Genomic DNA, 15,768 nt, shown 5'->3' with positions numbered 1-15,768 from the left:
CACCAAGCGTGACGAAGTCGAGCGTGGCCAGGTTCTGGCCAAGCCGGGCTCCATCACTCCGCATACTCAGTTCGAAGGCGAAGTCTACGTGCTGAGCAAGGAAGAAGGCGGCCGTCACACCCCGTTCTTCAAGGGCTACCGTCCGCAGTTCTACTTCCGTACCACCGACATCACCGGTGCTTGTGAGCTGCCGGAAGGCGTCGAGATGGTCATGCCGGGCGACAACGTCCAGATGACCGTTACCCTGATCAACCCGATCGCCATGGAAGAAGGTCTGCGCTTCGCAATCCGCGAAGGCGGCCGTACCGTTGGCGCCGGCGTGGTATCCAAAATTATTGCATAAACAGTAATTTGGGTATTGCATGCCCGCAGGGGCGCGCCTATAATACGCGTCCCTGTTAAGCAGTAGGCCAGTGGCTCAATTGGCAGAGCAGCGGTCTCCAAAACCGCAGGTTGGGGGTTCGAGTCCCTCCTGGCCTGCCATCTTCAGTCGAAGATGGCGTCAAAACTAGCGCAAGCTTGTCTTAGCTGAGGCTACAATAGTGAACTCTAAAGCAGTCCCCGAAGAATCAAAATTCGATGGCCTTAAGTGGCTCGTCGTCGTGCTGATCGTCGCGGCTGGGGTAGTTGGTAACTCGATCTATTCTGAACAGTCGCTGTTCTATCGTGTGGTCGCGCTGGTAGTGCTGGCTTTGGCGGCGGGTTTTGTTGCGCTGACAACTGCAAAGGGTAAGGCGTTCTTCAATCTGTTCAAGGAAGCCAAGACCGAAATCCGCAAGGTGGTCTGGCCGACGCGTCAGGAAACGCTGCAGACCACGCTGATGGTTGTGGTTGTGGTGTTGATCGTTGGATTGTTGCTCTGGGGATTGGATTCCCTGCTGGGCTGGATCGTTTCAAGCGTAATCGGTTAAGAGGTTTTTCGGTATGGCAATGCGTTGGTATGTCGTGCATGCGTACTCCGGTTACGAGAAGCGTGTGATGAATTCGCTGAAGGATCGCATCGAGCTCTACGGCATGCAGGATAAGTTCGGCGACGTGCTTGTTCCGACCGAAGAAGTGGTCGAGATCCGTGACGGCAAAAAGCGCAAGTCCGAGCGCAAGTTCTACCCCGGCTACGTGCTGGTGCAGATCGATATGGACGATGACGCGTGGCACCTGGTCAAGGATACGCCGCGTGTACTGGGTTTCATCGGCGGAACCGCCGACAAGCCGGCGCCGATCACCGAGAAAGAGGCGGCGGAAATTCTGCGTCGCGTCGAGAGCGGCGTCGACAAGCCGCGGCCGAAGACAGTCTTCGAGCCGGGCGAAATGGTACGTGTTGTGGATGGTCCCTTCGCCGACTTCAATGGCGTGGTCGAAGAGGTCAACTACGAGAAGAACAAGCTTCAGGTGGCGGTGCTGATCTTCGGTCGCTCCACCCCTGTCGAGCTGGAATTCGGGCAGGTCGAAAAGGCCTGACTGTCCGAATCGGAATTTGGATCACCCTGGTCGCTTTTTGAGGTGGCCGGGGTTTTCCATTGTCATGAATGGGGAGCCGAAAGGCGTTTGCACCCAGAAGGAGTAGCTTAATGGCTAAGAAAATCAATGCTTATATCAAGCTGCAGGTAAAGGCAGGTCAGGCTAACCCGTCTCCGCCTGTAGGTCCTGCGCTGGGTCAGCACGGCGTTAACATCATGGAATTCTGCAAGGCGTTCAACGCTGCGACCCAGGGTATCGAACCCGGTCTGCCGACTCCGGTTGTTATCACCGTTTACAGCGACCGTAGCTTCACTTTTATCACCAAGACCCCTCCGGCGTCCATCCTGCTGAAAAAAGCAGCCGGTATCAAGAGCGGCTCCAGCCGTCCGAATACCGAGAAGGTCGGCACCGTAACACGTGCCCAGCTGGAAGAGATCGCGACCACCAAGATGCCGGACCTGACTGCCGGTGACATGGATGCGGCCGTGCGCACCATCGCGGGTTCTGCCCGTGCCATGGGTCTGAAAGTGGAGGGTGAGGAATAATGGCTAAGCTGACCAAACGCCAGAAGGCGATCCGCGAAAAGGTCGAAAGCACCAAGCTGTACGCTATCGACGAAGCGGTTGCGCTGCTCGCCGAGCTGTCCACCGTGAAGTTCAAGGAATCCGTCGACGTGGCCGTCAACCTGGGTGTTGATCCGCGTAAATCCGACCAGGTCGTTCGTGGTTCCACCGTGCTGCCGCACGGTACCGGCAAGACCGTGCGCGTTGCCGTTTTCGCCCAGGGCGAAAACGCCGAGAAGGCCAAGGCTGCCGGCGCTGATGTCGTAGGTTTCGAAGATCTGGCCGAGTCCATCAAGGGCGGCGACCTGGATTTCGGTGTCGTTATCGCGACTCCGGACGCCATGCGTGTCGTCGGTCAGCTGGGTCAGGTGCTGGGTCCGCGCGGCCTGATGCCGAACCCGAAAGTCGGCACCGTTACCGCCGACGTCGAGACCGCGGTCAAGAACGCCAAGGCCGGTCAGGCACGCTTCCGTACCGACAAGAACGGTATCATTCACGCAGGTGTCGGCCAGGTCGGCTTCGACGCCAATGCTGTGAAGGAAAACATCGAAGCGCTGATCGCCGATCTGAAGAAGCTGAAGCCGGCTTCTGCCAAGGGCGTTTACGTTAAGAAAGTGACCCTGTCCACTACCATGGGCCCGGGTCTGGCGATCGATCAGGGCACCCTGAGCGCTTAATTCGCCAAATTAAGGTTTTTTGAGGGTCTTCGTGACCTCTGAGACAGAGACGAAGGCCGTCAAAGACCGCAGGTGCTGCGCCTGATATCAGTTTGTAGTCGGTTAGGGCGCATCTTAATGGGACAACCAGCCTGCGCAGACGGTGAGATTCAGACCTTGGATCTATACCACCGTACTCAAGCCCCGCTCCGGTGGGGTGGTTGGTAAATAGTCGAAAGACTCAATCCAGGAGTAAATCGTGGCATTAGGACTCGAAGACAAGAAGGCGATCGTCGCCGAAGTCCAGCAGGCCGCTGCCAGTGCTCTGTCCGCCGTCGTGGCGGATTCTCGCGGTGTTACCGTTGAGAAAATGACAGAGCTGCGCAAGCAGGCGCGCGAGAACGGTGTGTGGCTGAAAGTCGTCCGCAACACCCTTGCTCGCCGTGCGGTCGAAGGGACTGCCTACGAGTGTCTGAACGACACTTTCGTCGGCCCGACCATCATTGCATTCTCGCAGGAACATCCGGGTGCCGGCGCGCGCATCCTGAAGTCCTTCGCGAAGGACAATGACAAGTTCGAGCTGAAGGCAGCCGCTTTCGAAGGCGCTGTGGTGGACATTTCGGTGTTGGCAAGCCTGCCGACATACGACGAAGCACTGGCGAAGCTGATGAGCTGCATGAAAGAAGCAGCTGCCGGCAAGCTGGTACGCACCATCGCCGCTGTACGCGACCAGAAAGAACAGGAAGCCGCCTGATTACATTCAGGTGCTTTTTTGAACGATTTAACGAGCATTCGCTCCAGATTATCAGGAACTGAATCATGTCTCTGACCAAAGAAGATATCATCAACGCCATCGCTGAAATGTCCGTAATGGACGTTGTTGAACTGGTTTCCGCAATGGAAGAGAAGTTCGGCGTTTCCGCCGCTGCTGCTGTTGTTGCTGGCCCGGCTGCCGAAGGCGCTGCCGCTGCTGAAGAACAGACCGAGTTCGACGTTGTTCTGACCTCCGCTGGCGAGAAGAAAGTCAACGTTATCAAGGCCGTTCGTGCCGCTACCGGCCTGGGCCTGAAAGAAGCCAAGGAACTGGTTGACGGCGCTCCGTCCACCGTTAAGGAAGGCCTGAGCAAAGACGACGCTGAAGAGCTGAAGAAGGCTCTGGAAGAAGCTGGCGCTGGCGTCGAGCTGAAGTAAGGCGTCTATGCATTCGAGCGGCATAGCGCTGTTCAAAGATGCAATGGCTGGTGGCAGATTGCCACCGGCCTTTTTCTGTTATTTGTAGATAGTGAGCGCTGCTTTTGCGGAAAGCGATGTCCGTCATCGACATTGTTTTCCGCAAAGGCTGTAAAAGGCTGGTAAATAGCGGTGATACAGACCGGAAGCCCCCCTTCTGGACTGCTTCGCAACTTGGTGCACAAGCTGGGGAACACTGATGGCTTATTCATATACTGAGAAGAAACGCATCCGCAAGGACTTTGGCAAACTGCCGCAAGTCATGGATGTGCCTTACCTGCTGGCTATCCAGCTCGACTCCTACCGTCGTTTCCTGCAGTTCGGTGGCGACGCGGTCGAGCGTCGTGAGGAAGGCCTGCACGCTGCATTCAATTCCGTCTTCCCGATTCAGTCCTACTCCGGCAATGCTGCGCTGGAATACGTCGGCTACCGCCTCGGCGAGCCCGTATTCGATGTCAAAGAGTGTCAGATGCGGGGTATTACCTTCGCTGCACCGCTGCGCGTCAAAGTACGCCTGGTGATCTACGATCGCGACTCCAGCACCAAGGCGGTCAAGGACATCAAGGAGCAGGAAGTCTACATGGGCGAAATGCCGCTCATGACCGACAACGGCACCTTCGTCGTCAACGGCACCGAGCGTGTTATCGTCTCCCAGCTGCACCGTTCCCCGGGTGTCTTCTTCGACCACGACAAGGGCAAGACCCACTCGTCCGGCAAGCTGCTGTACTCCGCGCGTATCATTCCTTACCGCGGCTCCTGGCTGGACTTCGAATTCGACCCGAAGGACAACCTCTTCGTGCGTATCGACCGTCGCCGCAAACTGCCGGCGACCGTGCTGCTGCGCGCCCTCGGTTACCAGGCTGAGGAAATCCTCGAGATCTTCTTCGACAACACCAACTGGAGCCTCGGCGACGACAGCATCCGCATGGAGCTGGTGCCGGAGCGTCTGCGTGGTGAAACCATGTCGTTCGAGATCAAGGATCCGACCGGCGAAGTCGTGGTCGAGGCGGGCCGTCGTATCACCCCGCGTCACATCAAGAAGATGACCGACGCCGGCATGACCGAGCTCGAGGTGCCGATGGAATACGTGGCCGGCAAGGCCATGGCCAAGGATATCGTCGATCCTGCCACCGGTGAGCTGATCAGCCAGTGCAACGCCGAGATCACCGAAGATCTGATCGGCAAGCTGCGCCTGGCCGGCATCGACAGCTTCGAGACCCTGTACACCAACGACCTCGACTGCGGTTCCTTCGTCTCCGAGACGCTGCGCATCGACAACACCCGCAACCAGCTCGAAGCGCTGGTCGAGATCTATCGCATGATGCGCCCGGGCGAGCCGCCAACCAAGGAATCCGCCGAGGCACTGTTCGAGAACCTGTTCTTCACCGACGAGCGCTACGACCTGTCCGGCGTGGGCCGCATGAAGTTCAACCGCCGCCTGGGTCGCGACGAGCTGACAGGTCCCGGCGTGCTGGACAAGGAAGACATCCTCGAGGTCATGAAGACCCTGATCGATATCCGCAACGGCAACGGCGTTGTCGACGATATCGACCACCTGGGCAACCGCCGTATCCGTTCCGTGGGCGAAATGGCCGAGAACCAGTTCCGCGTCGGTCTGGTGCGTGTCGAGCGTGCCGTGCGCGAGCGTCTGTCCATGGCCGAGTCCGAGAACCTGATGCCGCAGGACCTGATCAACGCCAAGCCGGTCGCTGCCGCCATCAAAGAGTTCTTCGGTTCCAGCCAGCTGTCGCAGTTCATGGACCAGAACAACCCGCTGTCCGAGATCACCCACAAGCGCCGCGTATCGGCCCTGGGCCCGGGCGGTCTGACCCGTGAGCGCGCGGGCTTCGAGGTACGTGACGTACACCCGACTCACTACGGCCGCGTCTGCCCGATCGAGACCCCTGAAGGTCCGAACATCGGTCTGATCAACTCGCTCGCGGTTTACGCCCGCACCAACGACTACGGTTTCCTCGAGACACCGTACCGTCGCGTGGTTGACGGCCAGGTCACCGACGAAGTCGATTACCTGTCCGCAATCGAGGAAAACAAGTACGTCATCGCCCAGGCCTCCGCGGCGATGGACGAGAACAACCGCTTCGTCGACGACCTGGTGGCGGTACGTCACCTCAACGAATTCACCGTCATGTCGCCGGACAAGATCCAGTACATGGACGTGTCTCCGCGCCAGGTGGTATCCGTGGCGGCGTCGCTGATTCCGTTCCTCGAGCACGATGACGCCAACCGCGCCCTCATGGGCTCCAACATGCAGCGTCAGGCGGTGCCGACCCTGCGTGCCGACAAGCCGCTGGTCGGTACCGGCATGGAGCGCAACGTGGCCGCCGACTCCGGTGTCTGCGTGGTGGCCAAGCGCGGCGGTGAGATCGAATCCGTCGACGCCGGCCGTATCGTGGTCCGCGTGCGCGACGAAGAAGTTCAGGCGGGCGATGCCGGTGTCGACATCTACAACCTGACCAAGTACGTGCGTTCCAACCAGAACACCTGCATCAACCAGCGCCCGATCGTGCGCCCGGGCGATCAGGTCGCGCGCGGCGACATCATGGCCGACGGCCCGTCCGTCGACATGGGCGAGCTGGCGCTGGGTCAGAACATGCGCATCGCGTTCATGCCGTGGAACGGCTACAACTTCGAGGACTCCATCCTCATCTCCGAGCGCGTGGTGCAGGAAGACCGCTTCACCACCATCCACATTCAGGAACTGACCTGTGTGGCGCGTGACACCAAGCTGGGCCCGGAAGAGATCACCTCCGACATCCCCAACGTCGGCGAGTCCGCGCTGGCCAAGCTGGACGAGTCCGGTATCGTCCACATCGGCGCCGAGGTGGGCCCGGGCGACATCCTGGTGGGCAAGGTGACGCCGAAGGGCGAAACCCAGCTGACCCCGGAAGAGAAGCTGCTGCGCGCGATCTTCGGTGAGAAGGCGTCCGACGTGAAGGACACCTCGCTGCGCGTCAAGACCGGTACCGTCGGCAAGGTCATCGACGTTCAGGTCTTCACCCGTGACGGTGTGCAGAAGGACGAGCGTGCGCTGTCGATCGAGAAGAGCGAACTGAACGCCATCCGCAAGGACCTCAACGACGAATTCCGTATCGTCGAGCAGGCCACCTTCGAGCGTCTGGCGAAAGTGCTGGTCGGTCTGTCCGCCGAAGGCGGTGCCGGTCTTGGCAAGGGCCAGACCATCACCGAAGAGTTCCTCGCCGGTCTCAAGCACAGCGAATGGTTCAAGATCCGCGTCGCCGACGAAGCCGTCGCCGAGCAGCTCGAACTGGCACGCAAGCAGCTGGAAGAGCGTCGTGAAAACCTCGACAAGCGCTTCGAAGACAAGAAGCGCAAGCTGCAGACCGGTGACGATCTGGCGCCGGGCGTGCTGAAGATCGTCAAGGTCTACGTCGCCACCAAGCGTCGCGTCCAGCCGGGCGACAAGATGGCCGGTCGTCACGGTAACAAGGGTGTCATCTCCGTCATCATGCCGGTCGAGGACATGCCGTACGACGACAATGGCGAGCCGGTCGATATCGTACTGAACCCGCTGGGCGTACCGTCGCGTATGAACGTCGGTCAGATCCTCGAGACCCACATGGGCGCCGCCGCCAAGGGCCTCGGCCGTCGCATCAACGAGATGCTGGAAGTCGAGCGAGCCAAGGCCGAGAAGGCGAAGGAGGTCCGCGAATTCCTGACCGAGGTCTACAACGGTGACCACGGCGCCGGCATCGCCTGTCGCGTCGAGGACCTGGAGTCCTTCAGCGACGACGAGATCCTGACCCTGGCCGACAACCTCAAGGGCGGCGTACCGCTGGCGACCCCGGCCTTCGACGGCGCCAAGGAAGTCGAGCTCAAGGCGCTGCTGCGCCTGGCCGGTCTCGACGACAGCGGTCAGGTCGACCTGTTCGACGGCCGCAGCGGCGAGAAATTCGACCGCAAGGTCACCGTCGGCTACATGTACATGCTGAAGCTTAACCACCTGGTGGACGACAAGATGCACGCCCGTTCCACCGGTTCCTACAGCCTGGTCACCCAGCAGCCGCTGGGTGGTAAGGCGCAGTTCGGTGGTCAGCGCTTCGGTGAGATGGAGGTCTGGGCCCTGGAGGCGTACGGCGCTGCCTACACCCTGCAGGAAATGCTCACCGTCAAGTCCGATGACGTCAACGGCCGTACCAAGATGTACAAGAACATCGTTGACGGCGACCATCGGATGGAGCCGGGCATGCCCGAGTCCTTCAACGTGCTGATCAAGGAGATTCGTTCCCTCGGTATCGATATCGAGCTCGAGAACGACTAAGGGTTAACAGAATCATCCGGCGGGTACTGCGGGTACCCGCCCAAACCTCCGCGAGGGGCCACCGAATATGAAAGATTTGCTCAATCTCCTTAAAGCCCAGGGGCAGTCTGAAGAGTTCGACTCTATCAAGATCACCCTGGCGTCACCGGACATGATCCGTTCCTGGTCGTACGGCGAAGTCAAGAAGCCGGAAACCATCAACTACCGTACCTTCAAGCCGGAGCGCGAAGGCCTGTTCTGCGCCAAGATCTTCGGCCCGGTCAAGGACTACGAGTGCCTGTGCGGCAAGTACAAGCGCATGAAGCACCGCGGTGTCATCTGCGAGAAGTGCGGCGTCGAGGTCACCCTGGCCAAGGTCCGTCGTGACCGCATGGGTCACATCGAGCTGGCGAGCCCGGTTGCGCATATCTGGTTCCTGAAGTCGCTGCCGTCCCGTATCGGTCTGATGATGGATATGACGCTGCGCGATATCGAGCGCGTGCTGTACTTCGAATCCTTCGTCGTTATCGATCCGGGCATGACCACGCTCGAGCGCGGTCAGCTGCTGAACGACGAGCAGTACTTCGAAGCGCTGGAAGAGTTTGGCGACGATTTCGACGCCCGCATGGGTGCCGAAGCCGTGCAGGAACTGCTGCGCTCCATCGATCTGGAAGAGACCATCGGTCAGCTGCGCGAAGAGATCCCGGCGACCAACTCCGAAACCAAGATCAAGAAGCTCTCCAAGCGACTGAAGCTGATGGAGTCCTTCTACAAGTCCGGCAACGATCCGGCCTGGATGATCATGAGCGTGCTGCCGGTGCTGCCGCCGGATCTGCGTCCGCTGGTACCGCTGGACGGTGGCCGCTTCGCGACCTCCGATCTGAACGATCTGTACCGCCGCGTGATCAACCGTAACAACCGACTGAAGCGTCTGCTGGACCTCAACGCGCCGGACATCATCGTGCGCAACGAGAAGCGCATGCTGCAGGAAGCGGTCGACGCGCTGCTGGACAACGGTCGTCGCGGCCGTGCCATCACCGGTTCCAACAAGCGTCCGCTGAAGTCCCTGGCCGACATGATCAAGGGTAAGCAGGGTCGTTTCCGTCAGAACCTGCTCGGCAAGCGCGTCGACTACTCGGGCCGTTCCGTTATCGTGGTCGGTCCGTACCTGCGCCTGCACCAGTGCGGTCTGCCGAAGAAAATGGCGCTGGAGCTGTTCAAGCCGTTTATCTTCTCCAAGCTCGAGCTGCGTGGCTACGCCACCACCATCAAGGCCGCCAAGAAGATGGTCGAGCGCGAAGAGCCGCTGGTCTGGGATATCCTCGACGAAGTCATCCGCGAGCACCCGGTTCTGCTGAACCGTGCGCCGACGCTGCACCGTCTCGGTATCCAGGCGTTCGAGCCGGTGCTGATCGAAGGCAAGGCGATCCAGCTGCACCCGCTGGTCTGCGCCGCCTACAACGCCGACTTCGACGGTGACCAGATGGCGGTGCACGTACCGCTGACGCTGGAAGCCCAGCTCGAAGCCCGTGCGCTGATGATGTCGACCAACAACATTCTGTCGCCGGCCAACGGCGAGCCGATCATCGTGCCGTCCCAGGACGTGGTACTGGGCCTGTACTGGATGACCCGCGAGCGCGTCAACGCCCAGGGCGAAGGCATGGTGTTCTCGGACATCGAGGAAGTGGCGCGTGCCCACGGTGCCAAGCAGCTGGACCTGCAGGCCCGCATCAAGGTGCGTATCCACGAGGTGATCCGCGATATCGAGGGTAACGTCGAAGAGCGCACCGAGCTGAAGGACACCACCGCCGGTCGTGCGCTGCTGTTCGCCATCGTGCCGAAGGGGCTGCCGTTCTCGCTGGTCAACCAGGCGATGAAGAAGAAGGCGATCTCCAAGCTGCTGAACGAGGCGTACCGTCGCTGCGGTCTGAAGGATACCGTCATCTTCGCCGACCAGCTGATGTACACCGGTTTCCGCCATGCGACCATTTCCGGCTCCTCCATCGGCGTCAACGACTTCGTCATTCCGGACGAGAAGGTCCTGATCATCGACGAGGCGGAAGCCGAGGTGAAGGAAATCGAGCGCCAGTTCGCCGAGGGTCTCGTGACCCAGGGCGAGAAGTACAACAAGGTTATCGACATCTGGTCCCGCGCCAACGAGTTGCTGGCCAAGAAGATGATGGACAACCTCAAGACCGAGCCGGTCATCGACCGCGAAGGCAACGAGACCACGCAGGAGTCGTTCAACTCCGTCTACATGATGGCTGACTCCGGTGCCCGAGGCAGCGCGGCGCAGATTCGTCAGCTGGCCGGTATGCGTGGTCTGATGGCGAAGCCGGACGGCTCCATCATCGAGACCCCGATCGTGGCGAACTTCCGTGAAGGTCTGAACGTACTGCAGTACTTCATCTCGACCCACGGTGCCCGTAAGGGTCTGGCGGATACCGCACTGAAGACCGCGAACTCCGGTTACCTGACCCGTCGTCTGGTCGACGTGGCGCAGGACCTGGTTATCACCAACGACGACTGCGGCACCGAGAACGGTCTGCTGCTGACCCCGCTGATCGAAGGCGGCGACGTCGTGGTGCGCCTGGGCGATCGTGTCCTGGGTCGTGTCGTGGCGCAGGACGTGCTGGATCCGAGCGGCATGGAAACCCTGATCGAGGCCGGTACTCTGATCGACGAGGCCTGGGTACATCGCCTGGAGAACGAAGAGCGTTACTCCTCGATCGACGAGATCCTGGTGCGCTCGGCGATCACCTGTGACGAGACCCACGGCATCTGTTCCGCCTGCTACGGCCGTGATCTCGGCCGCGGCCATCGCGTCAATCGCGGTGAGGCGGTCGGTGTTATCGCTGCTCAGTCCATCGGTGAGCCGGGTACCCAGCTGACCATGCGTACCTTCCACATCGGTGGTGCGGCATCCCGGGCGGCGGCGGTCGACAGCGTTCAGGTCAAGAACGGCGGCGAAATCCGTCTGCACAACCTTAAGTTCGTCGAGCGTCTGGACGGCAACATCGTTGCGACCTCCCGTTCCGGCGAGCTGGGTGTAACCGACGAGCACGGCCGTGAGCGCGAGCGCTACAAGCTGCCGTACGGTGCCGTGATCAAGGTCAAGGACGGCTCCAAGGTCGATGCCGGCGATATCGTCGCCAACTGGGACCCGCATACCCACCCGATCGTCTCGGAAGGCGCCGGTCGCATCCAGTTCCACGGTATGGACGATGGCATCACCATCAAGCGCCAGACCGACGAGCTGACCGGTCTGTCGACCATCGAAGTACTGGAGCCGAAGGACCGTCCGCAGGCTGGCAAGGACATCCGTCCGATGATCAAGCTGGTCGACGAGAACGGCAACGACATGAAACACCCGGGTACCGAGCAGCCGGTTCAGTACCTGCTGCCGGCCAAGGCGATTCTGAACCTGGCCGACGGTGCTGCGGTGGCGGTCGGTGACATCCTGGCGCGTATTCCGCAGGAAGGCAGCGTCAACAAGGACATCACCGGTGGTCTGCCGCGTGTCGCCGACCTGTTCGAGGCGCGCAAGCCGAAGGAGTCCGCAATCCTGGCGGAAATCTCCGGTACCGTAACCTTCGGTCGCGAGACCAAGGGCAAGCGTCGCCTGGTGATCACCCCGAACGAGGGCGATCCGATCGAGATCATGATGCAGAAGTGGCGTAACCTGAACGTCTTCGAAGGCGAGCAGGTGGAGAAGGGCGAAGTCATCTCCGACGGCCCGTCCAACCCGCACGACATTCTGCGTATTCTGGGCGTCGGCGAACTGGCCAAGTACATCGTCGCCGAGATCCAGGACGTATACCGTCTGCAGGGCGTTTTGATCAACGACAAGCACATCGAGGTGATCGTTCGCCAGATGCTGCGCAAGGTCGAGATCATCAGCGGCGGCGACACTACCCTGATACCGGGCGAGCAGGTCGAGTTCAGCCAGGTGGCGGAAGAGAACGCCGCCATGGAAGCCGACGGCAAGATTCCGGCGAAGTTCGAACGGGTGCTGCTGGGTATTACCAAGGCATCCCTGGCCACCGAGTCCTTCATCTCCGCGGCCTCCTTCCAGGAGACCACCCGCGTACTGACCGAAGGTGCGGTGACCGGCAAGAAAGACTACCTGCGTGGTCTGAAAGAAAACGTGGTTGTTGGCCGACTGATTCCGGCCGGTACCGGTCTGGCGTATCACAGCGAGCGCAAGCGCAAGCGTGCCCAGACCGACACCGGAGCGGCTACCGTGAGTGCGGAAGAAGTGCAGCAGGCACTGACCGAAGCGCTGAACGCGTCGCTGTCGGACTCTGAGTGATCATTCGAAGAGTGAGAAGCTTGTAGAGTAAAGTTTGGTCAATAATTGACGATCGGGGCCGGAATTGATTAAAATTCCGGCCCCTTTGTGCTGGAACCTGGCGCTGGGCGGCCTACACTGCGTAGACCACAGGCATGTCGAGGTTCCGGCTTTTGGTGCTCATCCATTAAAGAACGTGGAGTTTGCTTAATGGCAACTATCAATCAGCTGGTACGTAAGCCGCGCAAACGTGCAGTTGAAAAAAGCGACGTACCGGCACTGCAGGCTTGCCCGCAGCGTCGTGGTGTCTGTACCCGTGTGTACACCACCACCCCGAAGAAGCCGAACTCAGCACTGCGCAAGGTTTGCCGTGTGCGTCTGACCAACGGCTACGAAGTCACCCAACGACCGTAAACAGGGTCGTTCGAAGTACGGTACCAAGCGTCCCAAGTCTTAATCGTCGTCAATACGGCGAGGCTTTGTAGCGCGATTCGCCCACGCGAATCCGGGCTGCCGGGCTAGACCGGACACGGTAAGAGTAAGGTCAGGTGAAACCGCTACGGCGGGATATCCTGAATCAACCTGAAGACCTTTTTTTGAATTGAGGGCTTATCAATGCCTAGAAGACGCGTAGCTGCGAAGCGCGAAATCCTGCCGGATCCGAAATTCGGTAACAAAACCCTGGCAAAATTCATCAACCACCTGATGGTCAGCGGCAAGAAGTCTGTCGCCGAGAAGATCGTTTACGGTGCTCTGGACAAGATCGAAGAGCGTACCAAGGGCGACCCGCTGGAAGTGTTTGAAAAAGCACTCGAGACCGTTCAGCCGATGGTTGAGGTGAAATCCCGCCGCGTAGGTGGTGCTACTTATCAGGTTCCTGTCGAAGTTCGCCCCTCCCGTCGTAACGCCCTGGCCATGCGCTGGCTGGTCGAGTACGCGCGCAAGCGTGGTGAGAAGTCCATGGCTCTGCGCCTGGCTGGTGAACTGATCGATGCTTCTGAAGGTCGTGGTGCCGCTGTCAAGAAACGTGAAGACGTGCACCGTATGGCCGAAGCCAACAAGGCTTTCGCTCACTATCGCTTCTAAACTTCAGAGGATAGAATCGTGGCTCGTAAAACACCTATCGCCCGTTACCGCAACATCGGTATCTGTGCGCACGTAGACGCCGGTAAGACTACCACTACCGAGCGTGTACTTTTCTACACCGGTCTTTCCCACAAGATCGGTGAGGTTCACGACGGTGCCGCTACCATGGACTGGATGGAGCAGGAGCAGGAGCGTGGTATCACCATCACCTCCGCTGCGACCACCTGTTTCTGGAGCGGGATGAACCAGCAGTTCGATGAGCACCGCGTCAACATCATCGACACCCCGGGGCACGTTGACTTCACCATCGAAGTAGAACGTTCCCTGCGTGTACTCGACGGTGCCGTCGTGGTTCTGTGCGCCTCTTCCGGCGTACAGCCGCAGACCGAAACCGTATGGCGTCAGGCCAACAAGTACGAAGTTCCCCGCATGGTGTTCGTCAACAAGATGGACCGTGCCGGTGCCGACTTCTTCATGGTCGTCGATCAGCTGAAAAAGCGCCTGGGCGCTACCCCCGTGCCGATCAACATGCCGATCGGTGCCGAAGACGAATTCAAGGGCGTCGTCGACCTGATCCGCATGAAGTCCATCATGTGGAACGAAGCCGACCAGGGTATGACCTACGATCTGGTCGACATCCCGGCTGACCTGCAGGCCAAGGCCGAAGAACTGCGCGAGCAGATGATCGAAGCCGCCGCCGAAGCGTCCGAAGAGCTGATGGACAAGTACCTCGAAGAGGGCGAGCTGTCCGAGGAAGAGATCAAGGCCGGCCTGCGTGCCCGCACCCTGAGCAACGAAGTCGTGCTGATGCTGGCCGGTTCCGCGTTCAAGAACAAGGGTGTCCAGGCCATGCTGGACGCCGTCGTCGAATACCTGCCGTCGCCGAAGGAAGTCAAGGCGATCGAAGGTACCCTGGACGACAAGGACGAAACCCCGGCGACCCGGGAAGCCGACGACGACGCACCGTTCGCCGCGCTGGCGTTCAAGATCGCGACCGACCCCTTCGTCGGTACCCTGACCTTCGTTCGCGTCTACTCCGGCGTTCTGAACTCCGGCGACAGCGTCTTCAACTCTGTCAAGCAGAAGAAAGAGCGTATCGGCCGTATGGTGCAGATGCACGCCAACAGCCGCGAAGAGATCAAGGAAGTCCGCGCCGGCGACATCGCCGCGATGATCGGTCTGAAGGACGTCACCACCGGTGACACCCTGTGCGACCTGGACAGCAAGATCATCCTCGAGCGCATGGAGTTCCCGGAGCCGGTTATCTCCGTGGCCGTCGAGCCGAAGTCCAAGGCGGACCAGGAAAAGATGGGTATCGCGCTGGGCAAGCTGGCCCAGGAAGACCCGTCCTTCCGCGTCGAGACCGACCAGGAGTCCGGCCAGACCATCATCTCCGGTATGGGTGAGCTGCACCTGGACATCATCGTCGACCGCATGCGTCGCGAGTTCAAGGTCGAGGCCAACATCGGCAAGCCGCAGGTGGCCTACCGTGAGAAGATCCGCAAGCCTGTCGAAGCGAACCACAAGTTCGCCCGTCAGTCCGGTGGTCGTGGTCAGTATGGTCACGTCGTTGTTGAGTTCAGCCCGTCCGACGAGGAAGGTCTGGAGTTCATCAACGAGATCGTAGGTGGTGCTATTCCGAAGGAATACATTCCGGCGATCCAGAAGGGTATCGAAGAACAGATGAAGAACGGCGTCATCGCGGGCTACCCGCTGATCGGCCTGAAAGCTCGTCTGTACGACGGTTCCTTCCACGAGGTTGACTCCAACGAGATGGCATTTAAAATCGCTGCTTCCCAGGCGTTGAAGAAGTACGCTCAGGAAGCCAGCCCGTGCCTGCTGGAGCCGATGATGAAAGTGGAAGTCGTGACTCCGGAAGAGTACATGGGCGATGTCATGGGCGACCTGAACCGTCGTCGTGGCCTCGTTCAGGGTATGGAAGACACAACCTCAGGTAAGGTCATCCGTGCTCAGGTGCCGCTGGGCGAAATGTTCGGTTATGCAACCGATCTGCGTTCCGCAACTCAGGGTCGTGCGACCTACTCGATGGAGTTTGATGACTACGCAGAAGCGCCGCAGAATATCGCTGACGCTGTCATCAACCAGAAATAATTACGCCTAATTGATCAAGAGGTAATCACTGTGGCTAAGCAATCATTTGAACGTAGCAAACCGCACGTTAACGTCGGCACCATCGGTCACGTT

At 59.8% G+C, this 15,768-nt stretch carries 11 protein-coding genes, 1 tRNA gene and 1 pseudogene; all 13 read left to right on the top strand.

What is annotated here, in order from left to right; all coding sequences use genetic code 11:
* The coding region (locus IEX85_RS23735) for an EF-Tu C-terminal domain-related protein (RefSeq protein WP_505719118.1) at positions 1–343 on the top strand (343 nt) is incomplete at its 5' end.
* Between the two features lie 64 nt (positions 344–407).
* Positions 408–483 (top strand) — tRNA-Trp (locus IEX85_RS23730).
* A 59-nt stretch (positions 484–542) separates the two neighbouring features.
* Positions 543–911, top strand: a complete 369-nt coding sequence (gene secE, locus IEX85_RS23725) for a preprotein translocase subunit SecE (RefSeq protein WP_188863127.1) — start codon at positions 543–545, stop codon at positions 909–911.
* 13 nt (positions 912–924) lie between these two features.
* Positions 925–1,458 (top strand): transcription termination/antitermination protein NusG, encoded by a 534-nt coding sequence (gene nusG / locus IEX85_RS23720; RefSeq protein ID WP_188863126.1) that lies wholly within the window; start codon positions 925–927, stop codon positions 1,456–1,458.
* Between the two features lie 110 nt (positions 1,459–1,568).
* Entirely contained in the window at positions 1,569–2,003 is a 435-nt protein-coding gene (gene rplK / locus IEX85_RS23715) for a 50S ribosomal protein L11 (protein WP_188863125.1), read from the top strand.
* Positions 2,003–2,698 carry a 50S ribosomal protein L1 gene (gene rplA / locus IEX85_RS23710; RefSeq protein WP_188863124.1) on the top strand — a complete coding sequence of 232 codons (696 nt, stop codon included), beginning with the start codon at positions 2,003–2,005 and terminating at the stop codon, positions 2,696–2,698. The genes rplK and rplA overlap by 1 nt, the downstream gene beginning before the upstream one ends.
* Before the next feature lie 238 nt (positions 2,699–2,936).
* Entirely contained in the window at positions 2,937–3,431 is a 495-nt protein-coding gene (gene rplJ, locus IEX85_RS23705; protein ID WP_188863123.1) for a 50S ribosomal protein L10, read from the top strand.
* A 65-nt stretch (positions 3,432–3,496) separates the two neighbouring features.
* A complete protein-coding gene (rplL, locus tag IEX85_RS23700; protein ID WP_188863122.1) occupies positions 3,497–3,868 on the top strand; it encodes a 50S ribosomal protein L7/L12 in 372 nt (123 codons plus the stop codon).
* Positions 3,869–4,106: 238 nt separating this feature from the next.
* Positions 4,107–8,207: a DNA-directed RNA polymerase subunit beta gene (gene rpoB / locus IEX85_RS23695; protein ID WP_188863121.1), complete on the top strand. Its 4,101-nt coding sequence runs from the start codon at positions 4,107–4,109 to the stop codon at positions 8,205–8,207.
* A gap of 67 nt (positions 8,208–8,274) precedes the next feature.
* Positions 8,275–12,498, top strand: a complete 4,224-nt coding sequence (gene rpoC / locus IEX85_RS23690; RefSeq protein ID WP_188863120.1) for a DNA-directed RNA polymerase subunit beta' — start codon at positions 8,275–8,277, stop codon at positions 12,496–12,498.
* Positions 12,499–12,687: 189 nt separating this feature from the next.
* Positions 12,688–12,879: pseudogene (gene rpsL / locus IEX85_RS23685) on the top strand (30S ribosomal protein S12); the annotation flags it as partial.
* A gap of 213 nt (positions 12,880–13,092) precedes the next feature.
* Complete coding sequence (rpsG, locus tag IEX85_RS23680) at positions 13,093–13,563, top strand: 30S ribosomal protein S7 (protein WP_188863119.1); 471 nt, start codon at positions 13,093–13,095, stop codon at positions 13,561–13,563.
* Between the two features lie 18 nt (positions 13,564–13,581).
* Positions 13,582–15,675, top strand: a complete 2,094-nt coding sequence (gene fusA, locus IEX85_RS23675; protein WP_188863118.1) for an elongation factor G — start codon at positions 13,582–13,584, stop codon at positions 15,673–15,675.
* The last annotated feature ends 93 nt before the right edge of the window (positions 15,676–15,768 follow it).

The sequence above is a fragment of the Marinobacterium nitratireducens genome (genome assembly GCF_014645375.1).
GTDB classification, from domain to species: domain Bacteria; phylum Pseudomonadota; class Gammaproteobacteria; order Pseudomonadales; family Balneatricaceae; genus Marinobacterium_A; species Marinobacterium_A nitratireducens.
The sequence above is the reverse complement of the archived record's forward strand: the minus strand, read 5'-3'. Positions and strand labels throughout refer to the sequence as shown.

Excerpts from the sequence above, each read along its gene's own strand:
- nusG (WP_188863126.1), top strand. The coding sequence starts at position 925 with ATGGCAATGCGTTGGTATGTCGTGCATGCGTACTCCGGTTACGAGAAG.
- rplK (WP_188863125.1), top strand. The coding sequence starts at position 1,569 with ATGGCTAAGAAAATCAATGCTTATATCAAGCTGCAGGTAAAGGCAGGT.
- rplA (WP_188863124.1), top strand. The coding sequence starts at position 2,003 with ATGGCTAAGCTGACCAAACGCCAGAAGGCGATCCGCGAAAAGGTCGAA.
- rplL (WP_188863122.1), top strand. The coding sequence starts at position 3,497 with ATGTCTCTGACCAAAGAAGATATCATCAACGCCATCGCTGAAATGTCC.
- rpoB (WP_188863121.1), top strand. The coding sequence starts at position 4,107 with ATGGCTTATTCATATACTGAGAAGAAACGCATCCGCAAGGACTTTGGC.
- rpoC (WP_188863120.1), top strand. The coding sequence starts at position 8,275 with ATGAAAGATTTGCTCAATCTCCTTAAAGCCCAGGGGCAGTCTGAAGAG.
- rpsG (WP_188863119.1), top strand. The coding sequence starts at position 13,093 with ATGCCTAGAAGACGCGTAGCTGCGAAGCGCGAAATCCTGCCGGATCCG.